Source organism: Sulfitobacter sp. 1A12157, from assembly GCF_043557345.1.
Classification (GTDB): Bacteria; Pseudomonadota; Alphaproteobacteria; order Rhodobacterales; family Rhodobacteraceae; genus Sulfitobacter.
This window is the reverse complement of the sequence record NZ_JBIFFV010000008.1, coordinates 129,413-154,946: the sequence shown is the minus strand read 5'-3', so window position 1 is coordinate 154,946 and position 25,534 is coordinate 129,413. Positions and strand designations below refer to the sequence as shown.

26 protein-coding genes, 1 tRNA gene and 1 other RNA gene are annotated in these 25,534 nt (G+C 64.1%); 18 read left to right on the top strand and 10 right to left on the bottom strand.

From position 1 onward, the window contains the following. The first annotated feature begins 9 nt into the window (after nt 1-9). From ACGYLC_RS14355 to ACGYLC_RS14315, 9 genes are all read left to right on the top strand, one after another. Nucleotides 10-282, top strand: coding sequence for a sarcosine oxidase subunit delta (locus ACGYLC_RS14355; protein ID WP_394402266.1), 273 nt, complete (start codon nt 10-12; stop codon nt 280-282). Next, the gene (locus ACGYLC_RS14350) at nt 279-3,221 is read left to right on the top strand and encodes a sarcosine oxidase subunit alpha family protein (RefSeq protein ID WP_394423451.1); all 2,943 of its coding nucleotides are present in this window, start codon (nt 279-281) and stop codon (nt 3,219-3,221) included. Before ACGYLC_RS14355 ends, ACGYLC_RS14350 begins: the two co-directional genes overlap by 4 nt. After that, entirely contained in the window at nt 3,214-3,750 is a 537-nt protein-coding gene (locus ACGYLC_RS14345; protein ID WP_394423449.1) for a sarcosine oxidase subunit gamma, read from the top strand. The genes ACGYLC_RS14350 and ACGYLC_RS14345 overlap by 8 nt, the downstream gene beginning before the upstream one ends. Before the next feature lie 51 nt (nt 3,751-3,801). Continuing rightward, nucleotides 3,802-4,110: a hypothetical protein gene (locus tag ACGYLC_RS14340; RefSeq protein ID WP_394423448.1), complete on the top strand. Its 309-nt coding sequence runs from the start codon at nt 3,802-3,804 to the stop codon at nt 4,108-4,110. 113 nt (nt 4,111-4,223) lie between these two features. Beyond that, the gene (dnaG, locus tag ACGYLC_RS14335; RefSeq protein ID WP_394423447.1) at nt 4,224-6,218 is read left to right on the top strand and encodes a DNA primase; all 1,995 of its coding nucleotides are present in this window, start codon (nt 4,224-4,226) and stop codon (nt 6,216-6,218) included. A 135-nt stretch (nt 6,219-6,353) separates the two neighbouring features. Further along, nucleotides 6,354-8,336: an RNA polymerase sigma factor RpoD gene (gene rpoD, locus ACGYLC_RS14330; RefSeq protein WP_394402256.1), complete on the top strand. Its 1,983-nt coding sequence runs from the start codon at nt 6,354-6,356 to the stop codon at nt 8,334-8,336. Between the two features lie 104 nt (nt 8,337-8,440). Continuing rightward, entirely contained in the window at nt 8,441-8,851 is a 411-nt protein-coding gene (locus ACGYLC_RS14325; protein ID WP_394423446.1) for a hypothetical protein, read from the top strand. A gap of 70 nt (nt 8,852-8,921) precedes the next feature. Next, nucleotides 8,922-9,401 (top strand): hypothetical protein, encoded by a 480-nt coding sequence (locus ACGYLC_RS14320; protein WP_394423445.1) that lies wholly within the window; start codon nt 8,922-8,924, stop codon nt 9,399-9,401. A gap of 1 nt (nt 9,402) precedes the next feature. Then, nucleotides 9,403-9,819: a secondary thiamine-phosphate synthase enzyme YjbQ gene (locus ACGYLC_RS14315; protein WP_394402248.1), complete on the top strand. Its 417-nt coding sequence runs from the start codon at nt 9,403-9,405 to the stop codon at nt 9,817-9,819. An 18-nt stretch (nt 9,820-9,837) separates the two neighbouring features. Here ACGYLC_RS14315 and ACGYLC_RS14310 read toward each other — a convergent pair whose 3' ends face one another. Then, nucleotides 9,838-10,509, bottom strand: a complete 672-nt coding sequence (locus tag ACGYLC_RS14310; protein ID WP_394423444.1) for an SDR family oxidoreductase — start codon at nt 10,507-10,509, stop codon at nt 9,838-9,840. Between the two features lie 186 nt (nt 10,510-10,695). On the opposite strand from ACGYLC_RS14310, the gene nrdR reads away from it, so the two are divergent. Beyond that, on the top strand, nt 10,696-11,163 hold the full coding sequence (gene nrdR / locus ACGYLC_RS14305; RefSeq protein ID WP_067264800.1) for a transcriptional regulator NrdR: 468 nt from the start codon (nt 10,696-10,698) through the stop codon (nt 11,161-11,163). Between the two features lie 29 nt (nt 11,164-11,192). Then, complete coding sequence (ribD, locus tag ACGYLC_RS14300; protein ID WP_394423522.1) at nt 11,193-12,272, top strand: bifunctional diaminohydroxyphosphoribosylaminopyrimidine deaminase/5-amino-6-(5-phosphoribosylamino)uracil reductase RibD; 1,080 nt, start codon at nt 11,193-11,195, stop codon at nt 12,270-12,272. 3 nt (nt 12,273-12,275) lie between these two features. Here ribD and ACGYLC_RS14295 read toward each other — a convergent pair whose 3' ends face one another. The 3 genes from ACGYLC_RS14295 to ACGYLC_RS14285 form a co-directional block, all read right to left on the bottom strand. Beyond that, nucleotides 12,276-14,300, bottom strand: a complete 2,025-nt coding sequence (locus ACGYLC_RS14295) for a capsular polysaccharide biosynthesis protein (protein WP_394423443.1) — start codon at nt 14,298-14,300, stop codon at nt 12,276-12,278. Nucleotides 14,301-14,309: 9 nt separating this feature from the next. Then, on the bottom strand, nt 14,310-15,440 hold the full coding sequence (locus ACGYLC_RS14290) for a polysaccharide biosynthesis/export family protein (RefSeq protein ID WP_394423442.1): 1,131 nt from the start codon (nt 15,438-15,440) through the stop codon (nt 14,310-14,312). 113 nt (nt 15,441-15,553) lie between these two features. Beyond that, entirely contained in the window at nt 15,554-16,846 is a 1,293-nt protein-coding gene (locus ACGYLC_RS14285; protein ID WP_394423441.1) for a capsule biosynthesis protein, read from the bottom strand. Between the two features lie 130 nt (nt 16,847-16,976). On the opposite strand from ACGYLC_RS14285, the gene ACGYLC_RS14280 reads away from it, so the two are divergent. The 4 genes from ACGYLC_RS14280 (at nt 16,977) to nusB (ending at nt 19,799) form a co-directional block, all read left to right on the top strand. Next, the gene (locus ACGYLC_RS14280; protein ID WP_394423440.1) at nt 16,977-17,564 is read left to right on the top strand and encodes a riboflavin synthase; all 588 of its coding nucleotides are present in this window, start codon (nt 16,977-16,979) and stop codon (nt 17,562-17,564) included. Between the two features lie 80 nt (nt 17,565-17,644). Beyond that, complete coding sequence (gene ribB / locus ACGYLC_RS14275; RefSeq protein ID WP_394423439.1) at nt 17,645-18,769, top strand: 3,4-dihydroxy-2-butanone-4-phosphate synthase; 1,125 nt, start codon at nt 17,645-17,647, stop codon at nt 18,767-18,769. Nucleotides 18,770-18,774: 5 nt separating this feature from the next. Then, nucleotides 18,775-19,326 (top strand): 6,7-dimethyl-8-ribityllumazine synthase, encoded by a 552-nt coding sequence (locus ACGYLC_RS14270; protein ID WP_394423438.1) that lies wholly within the window; start codon nt 18,775-18,777, stop codon nt 19,324-19,326. Continuing rightward, entirely contained in the window at nt 19,323-19,799 is a 477-nt protein-coding gene (gene nusB, locus ACGYLC_RS14265; protein ID WP_394402228.1) for a transcription antitermination factor NusB, read from the top strand. Before ACGYLC_RS14270 ends, nusB begins: the two co-directional genes overlap by 4 nt. Before the next feature lie 58 nt (nt 19,800-19,857). Here nusB and ssrS read toward each other — a convergent pair. From ssrS to ACGYLC_RS14250, 3 genes are all read right to left on the bottom strand, one after another. Further along, a non-coding RNA gene (ssrS, locus tag ACGYLC_RS14260) (6S RNA) lies at nt 19,858-20,012 on the bottom strand. A gap of 76 nt (nt 20,013-20,088) precedes the next feature. Beyond that, entirely contained in the window at nt 20,089-20,865 is a 777-nt protein-coding gene (locus ACGYLC_RS14255; protein WP_394423437.1) for a hypothetical protein, read from the bottom strand. Continuing rightward, nucleotides 20,862-22,187, bottom strand: coding sequence for a hypothetical protein (locus tag ACGYLC_RS14250; RefSeq protein ID WP_394423436.1), 1,326 nt, complete (start codon nt 22,185-22,187; stop codon nt 20,862-20,864). The genes ACGYLC_RS14255 and ACGYLC_RS14250 overlap by 4 nt, the downstream gene beginning before the upstream one ends. Nucleotides 22,188-22,276: 89 nt before the next feature. Here ACGYLC_RS14250 and ACGYLC_RS14245 point away from each other — a divergent pair, with 89 nt between their 5' ends. Then, nucleotides 22,277-22,753: an MmcB family DNA repair protein gene (locus ACGYLC_RS14245; RefSeq protein ID WP_394402219.1), complete on the top strand. Its 477-nt coding sequence runs from the start codon at nt 22,277-22,279 to the stop codon at nt 22,751-22,753. Between the two features lie 61 nt (nt 22,754-22,814). Here ACGYLC_RS14245 and ACGYLC_RS14240 read toward each other — a convergent pair whose 3' ends face one another. Then, nucleotides 22,815-23,003 carry a DUF6324 family protein gene (locus tag ACGYLC_RS14240; protein ID WP_209219317.1) on the bottom strand — a complete coding sequence of 63 codons (189 nt, stop codon included), beginning with the start codon at nt 23,001-23,003 and terminating at the stop codon, nt 22,815-22,817. Nucleotides 23,004-23,338: 335 nt separating this feature from the next. Between ACGYLC_RS14240 and ACGYLC_RS14235 the strand changes: the two genes are divergently transcribed. Further along, a tRNA-His gene (locus ACGYLC_RS14235) sits at nt 23,339-23,415 on the top strand. A 151-nt stretch (nt 23,416-23,566) separates the two neighbouring features. Beyond that, entirely contained in the window at nt 23,567-24,019 is a 453-nt protein-coding gene (locus ACGYLC_RS14230; protein WP_394423435.1) for a PRC-barrel domain-containing protein, read from the top strand. 78 nt (nt 24,020-24,097) lie between these two features. Here the strand turns inward: ACGYLC_RS14230 and ACGYLC_RS14225 are convergent, their stop codons facing one another. After that, entirely contained in the window at nt 24,098-24,580 is a 483-nt protein-coding gene (locus ACGYLC_RS14225) for a PaaI family thioesterase (RefSeq protein WP_394402211.1), read from the bottom strand. 81 nt (nt 24,581-24,661) lie between these two features. Beyond that, nucleotides 24,662-25,528: a methylenetetrahydrofolate reductase gene (locus tag ACGYLC_RS14220; RefSeq protein WP_394402209.1), complete on the bottom strand. Its 867-nt coding sequence runs from the start codon at nt 25,526-25,528 to the stop codon at nt 24,662-24,664. Nucleotides 25,529-25,534: the final 6 nt, after the last annotated feature.

Here is a 25,534-nt window from a genome sequence, read left to right as displayed (position 1 = left end):
AGGGCCAATATGCGGATCGAATGCCCCATCTGCGGCAGCCGGGATCGGCGGGAGTTCTACTATCGTGGCGATGCCATCGCCTTGGCCCGGCCTGCGCCCGATGCCTCGGATGAGGACTGGGACGCTTATCTGCACCTGCGCGACAACCCGGCGGGAGAGACCCGCGACCTGTGGCTGCATGAGACCGGCTGCGGCGCGTGGCTTGTCGTCACCCGCGATACGGTGACCCATGCGGTGCGGGCCGTGGAATTGGCGTGTGATGTGAAAAGGGCCACGGCATGAGGATCGCAGGGCGCGGATTGATCGACCGGGAGACGCCGGTCAGCTTTACCTTCGACGGGCGGCGCTATGACGGCTTTGCGGGCGATACGGTCGCCTCGGCCATGTTGGCGAACGGGCAGCGGCTGATGGGGCGGTCGTTCAAATATCACCGTCCCCGCGGGGTGCTGAGCGCGGGCAGCGAAGAGCCGAACGCGCTGGTGACCACCGGCGTTGGCCCCGCGTCGGAGCCCAATGTCCGCGCCACGATGCAAGAGATTTACGAGGGGCTGGCGGTGCGCAGCCAAAACGCATGGCCGAGCCTCGATCTCGACCTCATGGCGGTGAACGATCTGGCGTCGCCCTTTCTGGGGGCGGGGTTCTATTACAAGACCTTCATGTGGCCACGAAACTTTTGGAAGCGCGTCTATGAGCCGGTGATCCGCCGTGCGGCGGGGCTCGGGCGGTTGAGCGGCCAGCCCAATGCGGACGCCTATGAGAAAGCCTATGCCTTTTGCGATCTCTTGGTGATCGGCGCAGGCCCGGCGGGTCTGATGGCGGCGCTGGTGGCGGCGCGGGCGGGGGCGGATGTGATCCTCGCCGACGAAGATGCGCTGATGGGCGGGCGGCTGAATGCCGAGAGTGAGCGTGTCGACGGTGAGCCGGGCCATGTCTGGGCGGCTGGCGTGGTGGCGGAGCTCGCGGCAATGGACAACGTCCGTCTGATGCCCCGCACGACGGTCACCGGGGCCTATGACGGCGGCATGTTCGGCGCGTTGGAGCGGGTCAACCAACACCGTGCGCGGCGGGGCGAAGGCGCGCCGCTGGAGTGTTTCTGGCGCATCGCGGCCAAGCAATCCATCCTCGCGGCAGGCGCGTTGGAGCGCCCCGTGGGCTTCGCCAACAACGACCGCCCCGGCATCATGACGGCGGGTGCCGTGCGGGCCTACCTCAACCGCTGGGGCGTGGCTTCGGGCAAGCAAGTCGCGGTTTTTGGCAATAACGACGACGCCCATCGCACGGCCCGCGATCTGGCGGCAGCAGGTGTGCATGTCGCCGCGCTGATCGACAGTCGCGAGGGGGTCAGCCGCGAGGGCGCGGATTTCCCGGTGCTGAGCGGGGCGGTGGTCTGCAACACCTCGGGCGGCAAGGAGTTGGAGGCGGTGTCGATCCGCACCGCGGCAGGCGTGCATAAGATACAGGCCGATTGTCTGGCCATGTCGGGCGGCTGGAACCCCTCGCTGCATCTCACGTGCCATATGAACGGGCGACCGACATGGTCGCCCGAGATCCACGCCTTTCTGCCCACCCCCGGCGCGGTGCCGGGGATGCATGTGGCCGGAGCCTGCAACGGCACCTTCTCGACCCACGGCTGTCTTGCGGCGGGGGTGGCGGCGGCAGGGGAGGCGCTGGCGGCGTTGGGCCGCAAGGCGGAACCCCTCGACCTGCCGCAGGCCGATGACGCGCCCTATCGCCTTGCCCCGCTTTGGGCGGTGCCGGGCAAGGGCCGGGCGTGGCTGGATTTCCAGAACGATGTCTGCGTGAAAGACGTGCAGCAGGCGGCGGCAGAGAGTTTCCGCTCGGTCGAGCATATGAAGCGCTACACGACCCAAGGCATGGCCCCCGATCAGGGCAAGAATTCCAACGTGGCGGCACTGGCGGTGCTGGCCGATGCCACCGGGCGCGGCATTGCCGAGACGGGCACGACCACCTTCCGCCCGCCCTATACGCCGGTCGCCATCGCGGCCATGGGCGCGGGCGGGCAGGGCAAGGGCTTTGCGCCCGAACGGCTGACCACCAGCCACGCGGCCAGTCTTGCCATGAACGCCCCGATGGTAGAGGCGGGGCTGTGGTATCGCCCCAGCTATTTCCCGCGCGGGCAGGAGCGCAACTGGCGTCAATCCTGTGACCGAGAGGTCGGATACGTGCGCAAGACGGTGGGCATCTGCGATGTCTCGACCTTGGGTAAGATCGACATTCAGGGGCCGGATGCGGCCAAGCTGCTCGATCTGGTCTATACGAACAAATTCAGCACCTTGAAGGTCGGTAAGGTGCGCTATGGTTTGATGCTGCGCGAGGATGGTTTCGTCATGGACGACGGCACCTGCGCGCGTTTGGGAGAGAGGCATTACCTGATGACCACCACCACCGGCGCCGCCGGTGAAGTGATGCGGCATCTGGAATTCGTCAGGCAATGTCTGCATCCCGAATGGCAGGTGCATCTGTCTTCGGTCACCGAACACTGGGCGCAATTCGCCGTGGCGGGGCCGAAGTCTCGTGAATTGTTGAACGGGCTGCTGGCGCAGCCGATCGACAATGACAGCTTTCCCTTCATGGCCTGTGGTGACGTGCGGCTCGGCGGGGTCGCGGCGCGGCTGTTCCGCATCTCCTTCTCGGGCGAACATGCCTATGAGATCGCCGTGCCCGCACGCTTCGGCGCGGCGCTGTTCGACCTGCTGGTCGCGCGGGCCGAGGCGCTGGAGGGCGGCGCCTATGGGATGGAGGCGCTGAACGTGCTGCGGTTGGAAAAGGGCCATATCACCCATGCTGAGATCGACGGCCGCGCCACGGCAGAGGATATCGGCATGGGGCGGATGCTGTCGGACGCCAAGGACTGCATCGGCAAGACCATGTCCGAACGCCCCGGCCTGCGCGACCCGAACCGCGCGCAACTGGTCGGGTTGCGGCCCGTCGGCGCGGTGAAACAACTCACCGCAGGGGCGTTTTTGTTCGAGGCCGGGGCCGAGGCCAGCCGCGAGAATGCGCAGGGCCATACGACCTCGGTCGCCTTTTCGTCGGATGTCGGCACCTTTATCTTTATCGGGCTGGGCTTCGTCACCCGGGGCCGCGCCCGGCATGGGGAGGTGATGCGCATGGTCGACCATCTGCGCGAAATCGAGGCGGAGGTGGAGATCTGCGCCCCGGTCTTTGTGGACCCTGAAGGAGGGCGCGCCCGTGGTTGAATTGAAAGCGCAAACGCCGTTCGGCGATCTGCTCCCGCTGCACATCGGCGACATGACGGTGGCGGCCCGGGATCTGGGCCAGTTGACCGTGCTGGGCGTGTTCGATCGGGCGGGCCTCACCAAGGCGCTAGAGGCGGCCCATGGGGTTGCCCTTCCGGAGCCGCTTCAGAGCATTGCCAAGGGCGATGCCCAATGCCTGTGGTTTGGCCGGGAAGAGGCGCTGCTTGTCGGGCCTGCCCCGGATGAGGCCCTTGCGAAACATGCAGCCCTTGTCGATGTCTCGGACGGATGGGCAGTGGCAGAGTTGCAGGGGCCGGGGGCTGAGGATGTACTGGCGCGACTGGCCCCGGTTGACCTGCGCGCGGCGGCCTTCAAACCCGGTCAGACCCTGCGCAGCCCCTTGCGCGATATGCCCGCCGCGATCACCCGCACCGACACCGGCTTTTTGTTGATGGTCTATCGGTCGATGGCCGCCACTTTGGTGCAGGAGTTGCGCCGCGCTATGGAAGCGGTGGCATCGCGGCGCTAGGTTGTCCCGCAGGGGCCCGAATCCCCGTTTGGCAAACAACGGAGCATAGACATGAACAGAACGATTTTCGCCGTATTGGCCGCGATCAGCATGGCGGTCTCGGGCCCGGCGCTGGCGGCCTCGAAAAAAGAGACGAGCTGCATGCATCAGGCCGCCGTGGTCGCCGCCGTGCAGCAGGCCCGCCTCGACCGCGTGAAAGAGCGCCAAGTCCCTGCCGCCGTGAAGGCCAAGGCGACATGGCCCGAAAGCTTTAACACCGCGATCCCGCTGGTGACCCCTTGGGTTTACGAGATGAAAATGCGCGACGTGAAAAAGAACGATCTCGCCGCGGCGTGGAAAGAAATGTGCCTCGCCCAATAGGCTGACCAACGCCGTGCCGGGCAGGGGGGCTGCCCGGCAAGAGGGGCGTTTTACCGCCCGCTGCCGCTCTGCCTCCTCTGGACTCTGAACTGCCCCAGCCGGTATATGAAGCCATGAGCCTGCCCCCCGGATTTTTGGAAGAACTGCGTGACCGCGCCAGCCTGTCTCAGGTGGTGGGGCGCAAGGTCATTTGGGACAACCGAAAGTCCAATCAGGGCAAGGGCGACATGTGGGCGCCGTGCCCCTTCCATCAGGAAAAATCCGCCAGCTTTCACGTCGATGATCGCAAGGGGTTCTACTACTGCTTTGGCTGCCACGCGAAGGGGGATGCGATCTCTTTCGTGCGCGAGACCGAGAATGTGAGTTTCATGGAGGCGGTGGAGATCATCGCCCGCGAAGTTGGCATGCCGATCCCCAAGCAAGACCCCCGCGCGCAGGCCAAGGCCGACAAACGCACGCAATTGGCCGAGGTGATGGAACAGGCGGTGCAGTGGTTCCGCCTGCAACTGCGCACCGGGGCGGCGGGGGCGGCGCGCGATTATCTGGCCAAACGCGGCTTGTCGGAACAGGCGCAGGCCCATTGGGAGATTGGTTTCGCCCCGAACAGTTGGCAGGGGCTTTGGGATGCGCTGAAAGCCAAGGGCGTGGCGGATGAGTTGATCCTCGGCGCGGGGCTGGCGAAACCTTCGTCGAAAGGCGGCAAGCCCTATGACACCTTCCGCGGGCGCATCATGTTCCCGATCCGCGATGCGCGGGGGCGGGCGATTGCCTTTGGCGGCCGCGCGATGGACCCAGAGGATAAGGCGAAATACCTTAACTCGCCCGAGACCGAACTTTTTGACAAGGGCCGCAGCCTTTACAACGTCAAACACGCCCGCGCCGCCGCAGGGCGGGGGCAGCCGCTGATTGTGGCCGAAGGCTATATGGATGTGATCGCCCTGCATGGGGCGGGGTTCGAAGGGGCCGTGGCCCCCTTGGGCACCGCGATCACCGAGAACCAATTGCAGATGCTGTGGCGGATCGCGCCAGAGCCGATCATTACGCTGGATGGCGACGCGGCGGGCCAACGCGCGGCGCTGCGCCTGATTGATCTGGCCCTGCCGCTGTTGGAAGCCGGGCAGAGCCTGCGTTTCGCCGTGATGCCCGAGGGGCAGGATCCCGACGATCTGCTACGCGCGCAGGGGGCGGCGGCCTTGCAAAAGCTCTTGGACAACGCCCTGCCCATGGTGCGCCTGCTGTGGCAGCGTGAGACCGAGGGCAAGGTTTTCGACAGCCCCGAACGCAAGGCCGCGCTGGACAAAAGCCTGCGCGAAAAGATCAAGTTGATCCGCGACCCGTCGATCCGCAGCCATTATGGGCAAGAGATCAAGGATCTGCGGTGGGAACTGTTCCGCCCGCAGAAGAAACGGCCCGAATTCCGCCCCGTGGGCGGCAAAGGGCCCGGCAAGGGCAAAGGCGGGAAGGGCGCTGCTTGGGGCGCGCCGCTGGCCCCGCTGGCCAGCACCAAAGCCTCGGCCCTCGTGGCGATGAGCGATGAGCAAGTGGGCATGCATCTGCGGGAGGCGGTGATCCTTGTGGCGCTCGTCGATTGCCCGCAATTGGTCGAGATCTTTGAGACCGGGTTGGAGGCGATGCGCTGCGATGATCCAGATCACGCGCGGCTGCGCGATCTGCTGCTGCGCTTTGGCCATGCGGGGCAAGAGACGCTGCGCGAGGAGATTTCCTATTCCCTCGGCTGGGAGACCCTTGAAAACATGAAGGGGCAACGCCACGTTGCCATCACGCCCTGCATCCGCAATCCCGGTAACGTGGATATGACCCGTCTGACCGTGGCCGAGGAACTGGCCAAACTGGATGCCGCCCGCGGGCTGAACGAAGAGATTGCCGAAGCCGTCGAAGACCTGAGCGGCCCGGCGGATGAGGGGGTCACCTGGCGTTTGAGCGAAGCGGCCCGTGCCGCCGACCTTGCCCGCCGCAGCGCACAGGAAGAAAGCAACGGAGAGTTCGACGTGGGCGACAACGGCATGACGATGGACCGCGACGAGCGCAGCGCATTGGACGCGCTCTTGGGAACGATTAAATATGACAAGTCAAAGGGCCGCGGATGAGCATCGGCGTGGCCCATTTGCAGGACTTTTTGAAAATGCTGGGCAACGGGTTTAAGAATCACCCATAACCTCGCATGATTCGGAAAACCGAATCGTCTGCGGATGATTCGCGCTGACGCGCTGGAGGAGCATGAGATGGCTGCCAAAGATACGAATGACGACGCAAAGAGCAACGATTCAGAGGCTGGCCACTCGCTCGACATGAGCCAAGCCGCCGTCAAGAAGATGATCGGTGAGGCCCGTGAGAAGGGCTATATCACCTATGATCAGCTCAACACGGTGCTGCCGCCCGATCAGGTCAGCTCGGAACAGATCGAAGACGTGATGTCGATGCTCTCGGAAATGGGCATCAACATCATCGAAGACGAGGAAGCCGAAGAGGAAGAGAACAAAGGCTCGACCGAGGTTGCGACCACTGAGTCCAACCGCGACGTGGCGTTGTCTTCGGGCACCTCCGAGAAGCTCGACCGCACCGATGACCCGGTGCGCATGTACCTGCGCGAGATGGGCAGTGTCGAACTGCTCAGCCGCGAGGGCGAGATCGCCATTGCCAAGCGGATCGAAGCTGGCCGCAACACGATGATCGCCGGGCTTTGCGAAAGCCCGCTTACCTTCCAAGCGATCACCATCTGGCGCGACGAACTTCTTTCTGAAGACATTCTGCTGCGCGATGTCATTGACCTTGAAGCGACCTTTGGCACGCAGATGGGCGATGAGGAGGAAACTTCTCCGGTCGTGGCCCCCACCGCCGGGGGGGAGGCCAAGAGCGAGGACTCCAAACCCGAATATGACGCCGATGGCAATCCGATCTCGTCGGACGACGACGATGACGAGGACGAACAGGCCAACATGAGCCTTGCGGCCATGGAGGCGGCGCTGAAACCGCAGGTTCTGGAAGCGCTCGACATCATCGCGGATGACTATGAAAAGCTCAGCGCAATGCAGGACAGCCGCATCTCAGCCACGCTGAACGAAGACGGCTCTTTCACCAAAGAGCAGGAAGAGACCTATCAAAAGCTGCGGTCGGAAATCGTGCTTTTGGTGAACGACCTGCACCTGCACAACAACCGTATCGAAGCACTGATCGACCAGCTTTACGGCATCAACCGCCGCATCATGCAGATCGACAGCGCCATGGTGAAGCTCGCCGACCAAGCGCGCATCAACCGCAAGGAATTCGTCGACAACTATCGCGGCTACGAGCTTGATCCGAACTGGATGGAGCGGATGGCCGAGAAATCGGGCCGCGGTTGGCAGATGTTCATTGAACGCTCGTCGGACAAGGTCGAGGAACTGCGCGCCGACATGGCGCAGGTTGGCCAATATGTCGGTCTGGATATCTCGGAATTCCGCCGCATCGTGCAGCAGGTCCAGAAGGGCGAAAAGGAAGCGCGTCAGGCCAAGAAGGAAATGGTCGAGGCGAACCTGCGCCTCGTGATCTCCATCGCCAAGAAATACACGAACCGCGGGCTGCAATTCCTTGATCTCATTCAGGAAGGCAACATTGGCCTGATGAAGGCCGTCGACAAGTTCGAGTATCGCCGCGGCTATAAGTTCAGCACCTACGCGACATGGTGGATCCGTCAGGCGATCACCCGCTCGATTGCTGACCAAGCGCGCACCATCCGCATTCCGGTGCATATGATCGAGACGATCAACAAGCTGGTGCGCACCGGCCGCCAGATGCTGCACGAGATCGGCCGCGAGCCGACGCCCGAGGAACTGGCCGAGAAGCTGCAAATGCCGCTCGAAAAGGTCCGCAAGGTAATGAAGATCGCCAAGGAGCCGATCAGCCTTGAGACGCCCATCGGCGACGAGGAAGACAGCCAGCTGGGCGATTTCATCGAGGACAAGAATGCCGTGCTGCCGCTCGACAGCGCCATTCAGGAAAACCTCAAGGAGACCACGACGCGGGTGCTGTCCTCGCTCACGCCCCGCGAGGAACGGGTTCTGCGGATGCGTTTCGGCATCGGCATGAACACCGACCACACGCTCGAAGAGGTCGGCCAGCAGTTCAGCGTGACCCGCGAACGTATTCGCCAGATCGAAGCCAAGGCGCTGCGCAAGCTCAAACATCCGAGCCGCTCGCGCAAGCTGCGCAGCTTCCTTGATCAATAAGTCAAAACGCGGCCCCGGTGGCCGCGTTTTCTTTTGTGGGGCAGGTCTTTGACCTGCCGCCCGCGCCGCTTACATCAAGGGGGTATCCCAAGAAGGATCCCATGATGCGCAAAACTGTCCTCACGCTTCTTTGCCTTACGCTGCCGCTGCAGGCCGCTGCGCAGGCTTACCGGGCCGAAAATTGGTTGATCGTCATGCCCCTCACCGCACAGGAGTTCGAGGTGATCGAAGACCACGGCGCGGGCGCGCGTCACATCTGGTGCGCCGCGGCGGAGTTTGCGCAGGACGTGCTGGGCCTCCCGCGAGGGGAGCGGCTTTATGTCAAAACCCCGCGCGGCCCGTCGGTGAGCGGCGTGGGCCGTACCGGCGTCGTCTTCAGCACCAACCCTGACCGGGTGAGCGGTGACATGGGGAAGTCCTATTCCGTCACCATCAACCGCGCGGGAGAGAACCTGCCCAGCCACCATGCCCGGCAGTTCTGTCTGGATCGCATAATTGAGTTGCGGGATTTCTGAACCACGCAAGCCGTTGTTTTCAGACAGCGGCGAGCCTATCCTGCGCGTATTCTTGCAACGGATTGATTTCATGCGTTTTATGCTCGCCAGCCTGTTTCTGACCCTCGGCACCAGCCCAGCCCATGCCCATTGCCATCAGCGCAGCGCTACCGTTCTGACCTGTACGATTGACCAAGGGGCAAAGCAGTTGGAAGTCTGTCTCGACGGGGAAGAGGTGATCTACCGCTTCGGCCCGCCTGACGCGCCCGCTCTGACCTTGAGCTCCCCGATCACGGAGGTCGCGCATCAGCCTTGGCCGGGTATAGGTCGCGCCATTTGGGAGAGCACGATCTTCCAAAATGGTGCCTTTTCCTATGAGGTGTACGGTTCTTTCGACAAACTCGATCAGATCAGCGACGGCGGCGTAACGGTGCGCAAGAACGGGCGCGAGATCGCCACGCTTTCCTGCGACAGCGGTTCGACGGAACTGGGTCTATTCGCGATAAGCGATGCGAAAGAGGCGGCAGGGCAGTGCTGGGACGCCGACGCGCAGCGTTGGGGAGCCTGTTGAGATGCAGACAGTTTTTACCATTCAAACCCGGGGTCAGGCGCTCTACGAGTTCACGGATGACGTGGCCCGCTGGATTACGGGGCAGGGGGACGGGCTGTTGACGCTCTTGGTGCAGCACACCTCGGCCTCCCTGTTGATCCAAGAGAACGCCGACCCAGATGTGCAGCGCGACCTTCTGGCCTATTTCGCCCGGTTGGTGCCACCTGCCGATGCGCCGCAGATGCGCTATCTCACGCATCTGATAGAAGGGCCGGATGATATGCCTGCGCATATCAAAGCCTCGGTTCTGCCGGTGAGCCTTAGTATCCCCGTCGCGCAGGGGCGGATGATGTTGGGGACATGGCAGGGCATCTACCTGTTCGAGCATCGCGACGCCCCGCATCAGCGGCGCATCGCGGCGCATTTCCGGCCCGACTGACGCGCGAGTGGGCAGGGCTCAGCCCGTTGGCATCAGATAGATTTCACGCACCGCCGCCCGCGCAGGCGCATCAAGCGCATGCATCACCGCATTCGCCACGTCCTCGGGTTGCAGCTTGTCGGGTTTGGCCTCGTCGAAAAAGGCGGTGTCGACCATGCCGGGCGAGACCACCATGCAGCGGCCACCCCATTCGGCCATCTCATCCGCCAGATTGCCCGCGAAACCGTGGATGAACCATTTGGTCGCGCTATAAATCGAGCCTTGGATATGGCGCCGCCCGGCAGCAGAGCCGGTCACAACATATTGGCCGGTCGTTTTGCGCAGATGTGGCATTGCGGCATGGGCGGTATAGAGCGCGCCCATGATATTGAGATCGACCATCGCCTTCCAATCCTGCGGGTCCCCATTCTCGGTCCCCGCCGGGCTGGTGCCGCGCCCGGCATTGGCAAAGGCCGCGTCGACCCCGCCAAAGTGATCGGCGAGCTTGTCGATTGCCTGCCTCTGCGCATCGTAATCGGTGGCGTCGCCCACCAATACCAGCGCCTGATCGCCAATCTCATCGGCGAGGGCGTGCAGTTTCTCTTCGCTGCGGGCAAAGAGGCCGATGTTCCAGCCTGCTTTCGCCGCCGCGCGGGCGGTGGCCGCGCCGATCCCGCTGGAGGCGCCGGTCAGGAAAAGTGTCTTGGTCATGATATGCTCCGTTTATAGCCTTCGCTGACCAACGCGGGGGCATGGCGTTGGGTCCATGACACATATTTGAACGCAAGATATAGCTGTGGAAATCTTCTCTACCCAAAACCTCGCGGCTCCCCTATAAGTTTTGACAAGAGGGCCGCGCGCCCCACAAGTGAGGCAGGATGAAGAGGGGGACGGCCCATGCGCTGCCCGTTTTGCGGAAATATCGACACCCAAGTGAAAGACAGCCGCCCGGCCGAGGATCACGTCTCGATCCGGCGCAGACGGTTCTGCCCAGCTTGCGGGGGCCGCTTCACCACCTATGAACGGGTGCAACTGCGCGATCTTGTGGTGATCAAAACCTCTGGCAAACGCGAGGATTTTGACCGGGATAAGCTGGAACGCTCAATCCGCATCTCCATGCAGAAACGCCCCATTGATCCCGAACGTATTGATCAGATGATCTCGGGCATCGTGCGCCGGTTGGAAAGCATGGGCGAGACCGACATCAGCTCGAAACATATCGGTGAGATCGTGATGGAGGCGCTGGCCCGGATCGACACCGTGGCCTATGTGCGTTTCGCCTCTGTTTACAAGAACTTCCAAGCCGCGGACGATTTCGACAAATTCGTTCAGGAACTGCGGCCCGACGCTCTGCCGGAAGAGTGACCGGCAAGAGGGTGAGCGACGCGCGGTATATGGCGCTGGCGCTGTCCTTGGGGCGGCGCGGGCAGGGCAACGTCTGGCCCAACCCGGCGGTGGGCTGCGTCATCGTGCAAGACACGCGGATCGTCGGGCGCGGTTGGACCCAGCCGGGCGGGCGCCCCCATGCCGAGCCGCAGGCGCTGGCGCAGGCGGGCGCGGCGGCGCGGGGGGCGACGGTCTATGTCACGCTCGAGCCCTGTGCCCACCACGGCAAAACGCCGCCCTGTGCGCAGGCGCTGATCGACGCAGGCGTGGCCCGCGTAGTGATCGCGACGCAGGATGACGACGCGCGGGTCAACGGGCGCGGCATCGCGATGTTGCGCGCTGCCGGGATCGACGTCTCGGTCGGTCTGCACGAAGACACGGCCCGCGCGGATAACGCCGGTTTCTTCTGCCGCACCGATCTGGGCCGCCCGATGCTGACGCTGAAGCTGGCCAATTCCTTTGACGGGCGCATCGCCACCGGCACGGGCGAAAGCCAATGGATCACCGACGCCCCCGCGCGGCGGCTGACCCATGCCATGCGCAGCCGTCACGACGCGGTGATGGTCGGGGCGGGCACTGCGCGCAAGGATGACCCGAGCCTGACGGTGCGTGGTCTCGGGCTTGCCCAGCAACCGGCGCGCGTCGTCGTCTCCCGCAGGCTCGACCTGCCGTTGATGGGGCAACTGGCGCGCACGGCGGCTGAGGTGCCCTTGATCCTCTGCCACGGCGCGGATGCCGATCCGGCTTTGGTCAAAGCCTGGGCCGATCTTGGGGCGACGCTGCTGCCCTGTGGCGCACGCGGGGCGCAGTTGGACCCGCAGGATGTGATGCGGCAATTGGCGGCGCATGGTCTCACACGGATTTTCTGCGAGGGCGGCAGCGCCTTGGCTGCTTCGCTCATCGAGGCGGATTTGGTTGACCGGCTGGTGGGGTTCACCGCCGGGCTGGTGATCGGGGCCGAAGGTCTGCCCGGCATTGGGGCGCTTGGCCTGTCGCGGCTGGCCGAGGCGCCGCGCTTCGTGCTGCAATCCAGCCAGCAGATCGGGCCGGACCTGCTGCACGTCTGGCGGCGCAACGCAGCCGGTTAGGTGCTATCGCCGCCAGAGGTGGCTCTGGCTGGCAAAGACCCCTTGGAGCTTCGATAGCATTCGGTTGCCCAACCCCGCGCAGGGCAGGCGGCCCGTGGCCAGCCGTTCGACCACCACTTCGACAGGACAGGGCAAGCCGCTGACCGGGTCGCGGTAGCGCGGGTAATCGATGAGCGCGGCATGGACGAGCCCTTCAAGCGTCGGTGTCGCGCGGCGGCGGGGCGGGACAGCGCCCCGGTCCTCGGTCAGCCCCCAGCCCGCGTAGAAGGGCGCGCCCAAGGTCACCACCGGCACCCGGCGCAAAAGCGCTTCGAACCCCAAGAGGGAGGTCATCGTCCAAACCGCGTCGACATGGCTGAGAAGCGCCATCGGGTCAGCGTGGTGCAGGATCAGATCGGCATCGCCCGCCTCGGTCGCCCCTTTGCGCAGGCCCGCTTCGACATCGGGGTGGGGTTTGTAGAGGATCACGGCATCCGGGTTTGCGGCGCGGGCGGCGGCCAGCAGGGCGGCGTTGCTGCGCAGATCGCCCGTGCCGGTGAGGATGGAGGCGTCGTCTTCCACCTGTCCGGGGACGAGGATGCGCCGCCCCGGCGGCAGCTCGGGCGCGGCCCCGCCGAGGTTGTATTTGCTGAGGCCCGCCCCGGTCAGCGACGCGATCAGCGCGCGGGCGCGGGCCAGTTGATCGGGGCGCAACTCGGCGCGTTTCTCGATCCATTTTTCCAGTCGGCTCGGCCCTTGGGGATCGTAGTAGATGCCCAGATCGTCGCAGACCAGCGACAGGGGCGGGACCAGTTCGGCCCCCAGCCCGCGCGAGCGCAGAAACCCGTCCTCGACCCGCAGCGCGCCGTGGGGCGCGGCCTCGGCCTTGCTAGCCCAGACCATGGCGCGGCGGGGCGGTTTGGGGGCTTCAGCCGGGGCTTTGCGAAAGCGAAGGGGGGTGGCCGTTCCGAAGAATTGTTGCAGCGGGCGGCGCTTCCACAGGCGCATCCCCCATGCGTCCCAGCCGCGATGATCCTCCCGCCACGCGCGGGCCTGCGCGGCGAGGGCGGTAAGGGCCGTTTCGAAACTGCCGAGCTGGTCGCGATAGGGGTCGTACCATGTCGGATAAAGGATCATCGCCGCCGCGAAAAGCTGCGCGCGACTGAGGCGGCGCTGGCGGCGTTGCACGGGGAACTCATCCTCCGTCAGCCCCCAGCCCGCGTAGAAAGGCTGACCGAAGACGCGCGGCCGATGGCCTGCGAAGATCGCCTCGAACCCCATTTGCGAGGAGACGGTATAGACGCCAACCGCCCCTTCGAACAGCGCCCATGGGCTGATGGGGTCGGTCAGCAGGGTGATCCGCTCGTTGGTATCCTCGGGGCCGTAATGCCCGGTGCGGTAGCCCTGTGTCGTCTCTGGGTGGCTCTTGATGATGACGCGCGCGCCGGGGTGTTCCTCTTGTGCGAAAACGAGCATTTCCAGAAACCGCGCACGATCCGCGCCCGAGGCGGTGACCGAGGCATCGCCGCGGGTCTGGTCGATCACCACCACATAGCCCGGCTCTGGTGCAGGCGTGTCGGGGTCAAAGCCTGCATATTTTGTTAGATGCGCCTCGGCCATCTGCGCCATGCCACCCCGGGCGCGGTCCAGAAGGGCGGTGTCGTCCAGCGGGTGGTGGGTCAGTAGGTCTTCGAGGTCGGAGGGCTGGGCGGGGTCGAAATGCGCCCCCCGGCTGTCGATCAGAAGCCCCAAGGGCGGCTCGCCCGCGCGGCCGGGGTGGAGCGAGCGCAGCCATGCGTCCTCAACCCGGATCACCGGCGCGCCGCGCTTGGCCGCCACGGCCAGCCCGCGATGCGCGGTGGGGGAGTTGCCCCAGACCGCCACCGCATCGTCCGGCCCGGGCAGGCCAAGGCGCAGGGAATGGCCCGACAGCTGCAGGATGCGCCGCAGGCGGCGCTGCGTCAGGAAACCACCGTTATATACGAAAAGCCGCCGGCTCCTTTCGGGACCGGCGGCGGGGTATTGGTATGGGTCAGCTTCGAATGCCACCGGGGTGGATCATTCGGTCAGCGAAGTGATGCTATCCGCCGAACCCGCCGTGCCGGTAATGGCCGAGATCACCTTGCTCCACTGGGTGAAGGGGGCTTCGGTCACATAGATCGTGTCGCCGTCGCGGATCACGAAATCGCGGGCCATGAACATGCCGTTGGGTTTGGTCAGGTCGGTGACATAGACCATCCGCTGCGCGCCGGTCAGATCGCTGCGGCCCAGCACCTGTTCGGCGACCTCCTCAGGCTCATTGCGGAACACGAAGACGCCAGTGGGGTCGGCCGAGACCGGGCTCAGGCCGCCGACCTGCGCGATGCCTTCCAATAGCGAGAGGTTTTGCGATTCAAAGGGCACGCGGGCCTGACCGCCAGTGGCGCCAAGCGCGGTGAAAGAGCGGGTGTCTTCCTCGACCAAAATCCGGTCGCCCGGGCGCAGGGCGATGTCGAGTTCGGGGTGGTCATAGAGGTCTTGGAACCAAATCTTGCCGCGTTGCCCGCCGCGGATCACGGTGACCTGTGCGATCTCGGGGATGATGGTCACACCGCCTGCGCGGGCCAGCATGGCGGCCAGCGTGCGGGTCGGGCGCTCGATCGGGTAGACGCCCTGCGCCCCGATCGAGCCGATGAGCGAGACGGTCGAGCCGTCACCGGCGGCGCGACGCACTTCGACCTGCGGGTCGGGGGTCTGTTCGCCCAGCTTGTTGGTGATGATGCGGCGGATCGCCTCGGGCGTGTTGCCCGCAGCGCGAATGCGGCCCGCGTAGGGGATGAAGATAAAGCCCGCGCCATCGACCTGCACCTCTTCCAGCAGGGTGGCCGGCGCGCCTTCGACGCCGAGAAGCGGATCGTCCACATTCTCATAAACCGTGATGCCAAGGATGTCGCCCGGCTGGATCGTGTCGGAACCGACCCGGCCCGCGTTCTTGAAGCTTTCCGAAAAGCCGAGCGCCGGAGCCACGGCGGTGGCGCGGGTCACACGGTCATTCACACTGACGACAAAGGCATCGCCCTCGCGCTGAACGGAGCCTGCGTAAATTTGCCGTTTGTTCGGCCCGACCTGCGGCAAACCACAAGATGAGATGACGGCCACCGCCGCCAGCGCTGCGATGGGGCGCGCCCACCGGAAAGATACGGATTTCACTGCCCGGTCTCCTCGACCTGAAATATCTGCCTCGAAATCGCCAATTGTCTTGACGTATTGCTTTGCAATCTAGCGCAGCCTAGCGAAAAATCTACAGGGCGGAATGGGTTAACTCAGGTGACGACCCGCAACTGTTGCCGAGGGGCCGCGGTGCCCTGTTCCAGCGCGTCATAGGGATCCTCGGCGGCGAGCATCATATCGACCACTTGGCGCAGCAATTGCCGCCGCCCGCGCGCGGCATAGAAGCCGCCCGGAACCTGAGAGGTTTCAAGCAGATAGCGGCGGTAATCCTTATAGGCGCGGTTGTCAGGGCGGTTGGCAGCGGCAAAGAATTCCGGCAGCGGCTGGTCCGAGACAAATTCAGGCTGGGAATAGACCGCGCTGCCAAAGACCTTGAGGGGGATGCCGCGCCAGAGCACCTGTTGCCCGGCGGTGGAATTTACCGTCACCGCACTGCGGGTGTCGTTGAGAAGTTGCGCCAGCTTGCCGCCGCGCACGAAATGCACCCTGTCGGAAACCCCATGCGCACGGGCCAGCCATTTGACATCGCGCCGTACCGGCACGCGGCCATCCTCCAGCGGATGCGCCTTGATGACGAGGTGGTGATGCTGCGGCGCGCCCTTGGCGAAACCTTCGATCACCAGTTCAAGGAAATCGGCCATCGTGTTGAAGGGCGAGTGTTTCTGAAAAGAGGAATCATGCTCCAGTTGCAGCAGCGCCAGATGGTAGGGAAACCCGCTCAGCCGGATTTTCAGCGTGGCCAGCAGGCGGTCGGCGGCCAGCACCGGCATCAGCAAGAGCCGCTTGAGGTAGAGGCGGAATTCCTTGGTTACCGGCAGGCTGCGGTGTGGTTTGAAATTGCGGTAATCGCCGTTTCGAAACATCACGAACCAATGGTAAAGTGCGCCGTAAAAGATGTGGTGGCGCATGTCGCCCCAATGGCCCGGGGGCAGGGGGGCTTCCATGTCCGAGCGGGCGAGGGCGGCCTGCATCTGGGGAATGGTCATCTCCATCAGCCGCGAATTGCCGTTTGAGCCGCCGCGCTCGTAGGTGACCCAATAGGGCCGCATGTAGCCTTCCTCGAAGACATGCACGGTGATGCCACGGCGCTTGGCCTCGGCCACCGCTTCGGCGTGGATCGGGCGGGTGTCGCCGTAAAGCACGATGTCAGTGACCTGCTTGTCATCCAGCAGGCTGGCAAAGACGCCCGGCCAATCCTCGACCTTGCCGCGATAGGGGATGTAGGTCGACGGGTGAAACCAAAAGGCCCGGTCGCCCGCGTTGAAGCCCACGCGCCAAACTTCGGCCCCCGCGCGGCGCAGCATCTTGCCCAGACTGTTGAAGAAAGGGCCATGCGGTCCTTGCAGGAACAGGAAGGTTCTGGTCGGGGTGGCGGTCACGGTCATTCTGGTCCTTCGGTGGGGTTTTGCCCTCTTAACCAACATATAATAGGGGCGACAATGTGGCGTCACCCGCTCTTGCCTGTGGCGGTGACCGGGTTTACCACTGCGCGGAACCAGCAAAGGAGCCCACCCCATGTTCACCGGCATTATCACAGACGTTGGCACCGTGACCAAGCTGGAGCAGGAAGGCGACCTGCGCGCGCGCATCCAGACCGGCTATGACACCAGCGGCATCGACATGGGCGCCTCCATCGCCAGCGATGGGGTTTGCCTCACCGTCGTGGGGCTGGGCGAAGATTGGTATGAGGTGCAGATCAGCGCCGAGACCGTGGCCAAGACCAACCTTGGCCAGCACTGGCGCGAGGGCAAACGCGTGAACCTCGAACGCGCGCTGAAGGTGGGCGACGAGTTGGGCGGGCATATCGTTTCGGGCCATGTCGATGGCGTGGCCGAGATCATCGAGATGAAAGACGAGGGCGACAGCACCCGCGTCACCCTGCGCGCCCCGAAAGAGCTGGCGCGTTTCATCGCGCCAAAGGGCTCAGTGGCGCTGAATGGCACCTCGCTCACGGTGAATGATGTCGATGGCTGCGATTTTGGCATCAACTTCATCCCGCATACCAAGGAGGTGACGACTTGGGGCGATGCAGGCGTCGGCGATCTGGTGAACCTCGAAATCGACACGCTGGCCCGTTACGTGGCACGCCTGAACGCGATGTGACGCCGCGCCCTTCGGGGGCGCTCTGGCCAAGCGGCGCGGGTCAGGCTAAGAGCCGGGCAACAGATAGATGGAAGCAGCCGATGCAATTTGACAAACCCGGACCGGTCGAGACAGGGCTGAGCGACGCGATCTCGCCCATCGAAGAGATCATCGAAGACGCCCGCCAAGGCCGTATGTTCATTCTGGTGGACCATGAGGACCGCGAGAACGAAGGCGATCTGGTGATCCCGGCGCAGTTTGCCGATGCTGCGGCGATCAACTTCATGGCGACCCATGGGCGCGGGTTGATCTGTCTGCCGATGACGGCGGAGCGGGTCGATCACCTTGGCCTGCCGATGATGGCGGTGAACAACTCTTCCCGGCATGAGACGGCCTTTACCGTCAGCATCGAAGCGCGGGAAGGTGTCAGCACCGGCATCTCTGCCGCCGACCGTGCGCTGACTGTGGCCGTGGCGATCTCGGAACAATCCGGTTCGGCGGATATCGCCACCCCCGGCCATGTCTTCCCGCTGCGCGCCCGCGATGGTGGCGTGCTGGTACGGGCAGGCCATACCGAAGCCGCGGTCGATATTTCGCGCCTTGCGGGGCTGCACCCTTCCGGCGTGATCTGCGAGATCATGAAGGACGACGGCGAAATGGCGCGTCTGCCCGACCTCGTGGAATTCGCCGCCGAACACAGGCTCAAGATCGGCACGATCAGCGATCTCATCACCTACCGCCACAAGCACGACAACCTGCTGGTGGAGCGTGACAGCCGCACCGTGACCTCGGCCTATGGCGGCGACTGGCAGATGCGGGTGTTCTCCGATCAGATTACCGGCACCGACCATGTGGTGCTGACCAAGGGCGATATCTCAACGCCCGAGCCGGTGCTGATCCGCACCCATGCGATCAACGCGCTGGAAGATATCCTTGGCCTTGGCCCCAGCCCGGCGGACGAGTTGCCCCGCGCCATGCAGATCATCGCTGAAGAGGGGCGGGGGGCGGTGGTGCTCTTCCGCGATCCTTACCCGCGCCTCAAGCTCGACCCCGAGGATGACGACCGCCCGCGCACGATCAAACGCACCGGTCTTGGCGCGCAGATCCTGTCCTCGATGGGGCTGCATGAACTGGTCCTGCTGACCGACAATCCCGACACGCGCTATCTGGGCCTTGACGCCTATGCGCTTGAAATCGTGGGCACCCGGCCCATCACTACGGAGTAATCGCTATGGCATCCGCCGAAGAGCATACCATCCTGCCGCGCCCCAGCTTTGACGAACCGGTGAATCTGCTGATCGTCGTCTCGCCCTATTATTCGGACATCGCGAATGGTCTTTTGACCGGTGCCAAGGCCGAGTTGGAGGCTGCGGGCGCCAGTTACGAGGTGATCGAGATGCCCGGCGCCTTGGAGATTCCCACCGCCATCGGCATTTCCGACCGGGGCAGCAATTTTGACGGCTATGTCGCGCTTGGCTGCGTGATCCGTGGCGAGACCACGCATTACGAGACCGTCTGCAATGACAGCAGCCGCGCCCTGCAACTGCTTGGGCTGCAAGGGCTTTGCATCGGCAATGGCATCCTGACGGTCGAGAATAAACAGCAGGCCGAGGTGCGCGCCGACCCTCAGGGGCAAAACAAAGGCGGCGGCGCAGCCGCTGCGGCCTTGCATCTTATCGCGCTCGCTCGTAAATGGGGCCGCCAGAGCAAGGGCATCGGGTTCAAGCCATTCGGGCAGGACACTTTGATGGCCGGCGACACGGATGGATCAAACATCGCATGACCAGCAACGGGCTTTCGGGCAACCAGAAACGTAAGATGAAGTCGGCCTCGCGGCTCTATGCCGTGCAGGCGCTGTTCCAGATGGAGCATTCCGCGCAGACGGTCGATGTCGTGCGTCACGAATTCATCGACCACCGTTTCGGTGCCGTCTATGAGGGCGATGAGATGCAGGAGGGGGATGTCGACCACTTCTCTCGCGTGCTCGAAGATGCGGTGAACTATCAAGCGCCGATCGACCAGATGGCCAACCGCGCCATCGTCGCCAAATGGGCCATTGCCCGGATCGACCCGACCCTGCGCGCGCTGTTCCGCGCCGCCGGGGCCGAGTTCCGCCATGACGACACGCCGCCGCGCGTGGTGATCAAGGAGTATGTCGACGTGGCCCATGCCTTCTTCCCCGAGGGGCGCGAGCCGAGCTTTGTCAACGCTGTCCTCGACCATATGGCGCGCGAGGCGCGTCCCGAAGCGTTTTAAACGCGCGGGAAAGTGGCCCCGAGGGGGCGATCTACCATATCAATGTCTGGGGAAAGTGACGGGAACCGCGCCTGCCGCTGCTGTTTTATATTCCCGAGGACCTGTATGTACAGGTGGGCGCCAGGTAACCGAACCAGGGCTCGGACAGAGCCAGCTCCCTCGGATTTGCTTAAGGCCACTGGAATGTAACGTTCACGAACAGGGCAGAACCCGTCGACCCCCGATGTAGGGGGCAAATGGGGCTCCGGCAAGGGGACGGGAGTGGATTTGCAAAACTTCTCTGCGCCGCTCAATCTTCGGCGGGGATAAAGCCATAGCGGCGCAATTCCTCGGGCAGCAGCACATAGATTTCATCGGGCGGGGTGACCAGCGCATGCTGCATCACCAAGGGGTCGATGCCCATCTCATCAAGGTATCGCATCACCTCACCCTGACCGCGCTGGATGTCTTCCACGGCGACAAAGGCGGGCAGGATCGTACTTTCGCCAAAGTAATGCTGATGCACCCCGACCGAGGCGCTCTCGGGCACCGCCCGTGCCGCGCCGGCGGCCAGCAGATAGGGGCAGGCGGAATAGCAGATGTCACCCTCCCGCAGCGCGGTGTTCAGCCCTGTGCGCCGCAGGGCGCGGCCCAGTTCCAAAGCATCGCGGACCGATCCGCCGGGGGAGTTGAGGTAGACCTCCTCGGGCGCGGGGGACAGTTCGCTCAACTGTTTGACGATCCGCTCCGCATCGCCCACCTCAATAGCCCCTTCCAACAGCGCCGCCCGCCCGCCCGAGACGGGGGTGAGCACCAGCCGGTCGGGCAGGGCGGTCTCGGGCATCGGCTGGCCGGGGGTTGGCGCGCGTTCGGGGCGGAAGCGGCGGGTCTGGTCGCCGGGGCGGACCGGCTCGGTCAATTCCGGGGCGCGCGGGCCAAAGCCCGGCAGGCGCAGCCCCGCGCCCAAGTCCCCCCAGAACAACAACACCGCGAGGCCAAGCTGGAAGATCAACACGCCAATCAGGACCCGCCCCACAATCGGCGGGCGGTGAGGGGTTTCGGCCTCCGGCGGGGTCTCCTCGCTCATGTGCTTTTGATCGATGTGACGGGGCCGGGGGCCGGTTCATCGGGCGCATCCGCGGCGGGCGGCGCTTCGGCGGCGGGGCGTTTGTGGGCGGGGCTTTCCTGCATCGCCGCATCGACATCGCGCACGGCGGCCAGCGCGGCGCGCAGTTCCGCGAGGGTCAGCGTGTCTTCGACCGCGGCCCCCTCCCGGCCCGAGCGGATCGCCCCTTGGGTGATGGAAAGGATCAGCACCAGCACGGCGGGCAGCAGGTCAATCGCGATGGCCCCGGCCCAAGATGGCACGAAATTGCGCGCATAGAGGATCACCGCATCGGCGCTGGAAATCGGCGTATAGGTCGTGTCGGTAGCGGGGGGCATGGCCTGCACATCCTGCGCCGCGCGCTCCAATGTCGCTGCACGCTGGGCCAGCACCTCCAGAACCGAGGTGATCGTCGCGCCTTGCGCGCCGCGTTGCGCTTCGTTGCTGCCGTCGAGTTCGGGCAGCACGACGGAGGCTGCCAAATCCTGCGCCGCACGCTCCACCAGCGGGGCCACGGAAAGCTGCCGCAGCCGGGTGATCAGCCCGGCAAGCCGCACGGCCTGTTCGGAAAACTCGACTGACCGCGCCTCAACCGGGCCCGGCTCGACCGTCAGCGCGCGCATCCGGCTGAGGATCTGGTTCCCTTCGGCGAAAGCGTCATTCACCAGCGGGGTCTGGGTGGCGATCTGCGCCTCCAGCGCGCCCAGTTCCGCCGATTTCTGCCGCAGCACCCGGAACACCGCGCCGCGCCCGGCAAGGCCCGACAGGCTGCCTGCCGCCTCTTGCTCGCTCAGGTCTTCGAAGCTCTGTCTGACCCGCGCCACGTCCCGCTCAAGCCCTTGAGCGGACAAGGCAATCTCATGGGTGCGCTCCAACGCGCCTTGGTAGTCTTGCACCGTCTCGGCCAGATGCTGCTCTACCGCTGCCGATCCGGCAAGCGCGGCGGCGTTCAGCCAGCTCGACATCGCGATGATCGCGATGGAGCCGAGCCCCATTGCCCCCAAAAGCCCCATCCGCGCGCGCGCTGTGCGTACGGCGGGGAAAAGCCGCAGCAGATAGGACCAAAAGACAAAGATGCCCACCGAGACCGCCACCGAATAGGCGATCGCCGCAAAGGCCGACATGGCGCCATTGTCATCCAGCAGCGACGAGACGCCGAGGTAGGTGTAAATACCCGAGGCCACGGCCAAAACGCCAAGCGCCGTGCCGGAGAATGTATCGAGCCATGTCAGGTGGCCCTCCAATTCACGGGCGTAACGCACCCCGCGCGCCTGCGTCTCACTCATCGGTTCGCGTTGTGCCATGGGCCTCCCTCGCTTTGTTGGGGTGAAGATAGGGGGTCGCGGGGGAATTACCAAACTTTCCGGTGCTGCCTCTTGTGGATGTTCATCAAATGTTCATATTTGTCGCCATGATGGAGAATGAGATACGACCGCTCCAACCGGGCCAATTATTGGCACGGGGGGTGATGCGGCATCTGGCCGATCTTGGTTTTGCCTCGGTCGAGGAACTTGTGCCGACGCGCGGTTTGCGGGTCGACGTGATGGCGCTTGGCCCCAAGGGGGAGATTTGGATCGTCGAATGCAAATCCTGTCGCGCCGATTTCAAGGGCGACGCGAAATGGGAGGGCTATTTGGAATGGGCCGACCGGTTCTTTTGGGCTGTCGACAATGATTTTCCGGTGGAACTGCTGCCAGAGGAAAGCGGCCTGATCATCGGTGACGCCTATGGTGCCGAGATTGTGCGCATGTGCGATGAGACCAAGCTTGCGCCTGCACGGCGCAAGGCAATGGTGCAGAAATTCGCGACCCATGCCGCCCGGCGCCTGCATCGCCTACGCGATCCCGACATGGCGCCGAACTGGTCTTGAAAGAGGGGCTTAGGTTGTTCGCCCATACTTCTGAGCCAGAGCGACCCCGCGTTTAGGCGGCTTAGCGCCCTTTCTTGCCCGCACGGTTTGCGGCGGCCATGATCTCTTCCGCGATCTCGCGGGCTTCTTCCGGGGTGAAATCCATCGGAATTTCAACGCCGCCGCCCTCGACGAAAAGGCGGACCATGCCCTTGTCTGTCGGGCCGATTTGCAGGTTTGCTTCGATGTCGCGTTCGGTGTCGATGCCCATGGGAGCCTCCGGTTTGGTGGGGCTTATCGCTAGCGCGGCAGGGGCGGAAAGGCAAGCTATCTTGGAGGGTTGCCTCGGCGGGCAGGGCGCGCGTTGGCCTTGGATCGTTTGCCTCCTCGCGCTTTTGACAGAGTGTGGGTGCCCAAACTGACGGTCCGGGTTGATGGCCTAAAGCGCAGCTTGAAGGCCGGGGGCGACGTTGCCGCGTCATCCGGCAACGTTTCCCACATAAACACCGAGGATGCGGGCCGGGCGAAAAATCTGACGGAAACCGGCAATTCTTCTGTCGCAGAGGTCTTGCATTCCTCCGCCACGGGCGCTAAATCCGCCCCAGTGCCGCCTTAGCTCAGTTGGTTAGAGCGCTTGATTGTGGATCAAGAGGTCCCTGGTTCGAGACCAGGAGGTGGTACCACCCCCCCCTTCAGTACTTCCGGTCTATCGGGCTGAACGCTTGATGGACCCATGTGCTGCGTCGCCTAAGCTATGGCGAATTCTACGTTTTTTGAAACGCTCCCTCCGAGTTTTCGTTGCCACCATAGGACGCAACGAAAAAGGAGAGAGACATGAAAACGCTCGCAGCCAGCACCCTTGCTCTGACACTTGCAGGCACTGCCGCTTTCGCTGAAACCCATGCCGACACGTCCAACGTTAACAGCTTGCAGATGACCGAACTGCGCGGCGATCTGATCCGTTCGCGCGATATCACCGGCGGTGAAATCTACACCCTCAGCGAAGCTGGCGACGAATGGAGCCCCAACACGGGCTATAACGAAATCGGCGTCAACTGGAACGAGATCGGTGAGATCGAAGACATCGTGCTGTCCAAGAACGGCCAGATGGTCGGTATCGTGGCCGAAGTCGGCGGCTTCCTCGATATCGGTGACAAACACGTCATGATCTCGACACCCGATGTGAACCTCGTGGCCGTCGATGACCAGACCTTCGCCTATGTCACCCGTCTGAGCGAAGAAGAACTCGAAGCGCTGCCCGGCGTTGACGAAGGCTTTTGGGACTAACTCAGGCGCAGGACGCCTAAGCCGAGCTTTTGGTCCCCGGCGTGCAGACTTCCGCGCCGGGGTTTTTCTTGGATGGGCTCAAGCCAGCTTCATCACGATGCAGGTGGTGGAGCCTGTGGCGTAGAGTTTGCCATCTTCGACGCCGCGAATCTCCCCATGTGCGACACCGGTCGAACGGCCCACATGATCGGTCACCCCGATACAGTCGATCTCCATCCCCAAGGGCAGGCCACGCAGGATATTAATCTTGTATTCCAGAGTGGTATAGACCGAGCCGCGCGGCACCTTCGTCATCACCGCGCAGGCCATAGCTGAATCGAGCAGCGTGCCGTACCAACCGCCGTGCACCGTGCCCATCGGGTTCGTCATGGCAAAGCTTGGCGCGCCGCGAAAGACGATGCGGCCCTCTTCGACCGAATGCAGCGCATAGCCCATGGTTTGGCCGATGGGCGGGCCGGGGTTGGTGCCATCGAGAATGGCCTGCATGAACTCCAGCCCCGAAAGCTTGAGCGCGTCGGATTGGGACAAAAGGTCGGCAGGGCTTTGGGCGATGCGGGGCATGGTCTTCTCCGGCAAGTAAGTTTCGCCGGAGGATACGCCCGCGCGGGGCAGGGGCAAGCCCCCCTGCCGGAGGGTGAGCGCTTACGCGACGTCCGAAAGGTCGACCTGCGGGGTCACGCCGATGGCACGGCAGACATCGCGGGTGAGTTCGGCGCGGTTCAGCGTATAGAAATGCAGCGCATCCACGCCTTCGTCGATCAACTCGCTGCAGAGTTCGGTGCACATCGCCTGGGCCAGCAGATCGTGACGGTCATCGCGGATCGCCGCTTCATAGGCTTGGTCGACCCATTCCGGCACCGGCGTGCCGCATTTCACGGCGAATTTACGGGCGGAGGTCCAGTTCACCACCGGTAGGATGCCCGGCGTGATCGGCTTGTCGATGCCCGCCTTCACGCAGGCATCGCGGAAGCGCAGGAAGGTCTCCGCCTCGAAAAAGAACTGGGTCAACGCCTCATCCGCGCCCGCGTCGAACTTGCGTTTGAGCCAGTCAATGTTCGCCTGCTGGTCCGCCGCTTCGGGGTGCGGGTCCGGGTAGGCGCCGACGCGGATGGTGAATTTGCCGGTCTTGGCAAGCGCCTCGATCAACTCACAGCTGTCGGCGAAGCCTTCGGGGTGCGGTACGAACTTGTCGGTGCCCGCCTGTGGGTCGCCGCGCAGGGCGACGATATCTTTGATGCCCGCTTCGGCGAATTTATCGGCGACTTCCATGGTTTCCACGCGGCTGGCGCCGACGCAGGTCAGATGGCCTGCGACCGGCAAGCCCGAGGTGCGGTGCAGCACATGGGCCGAATCATGGGTCAGATCGCGCGTGGTGCCCCCCGCGCCATAGGTGACCGAAAAGAAACGCGGGGCCAGCGGGGCCAATGCCTGCGCCGCATCCCACAGTTTGAACGCCGCGCCGACGGTGCGGGGCGGGAAGACTTCGAAGGAAACGGCAGGCGTGGTCATTGAGAG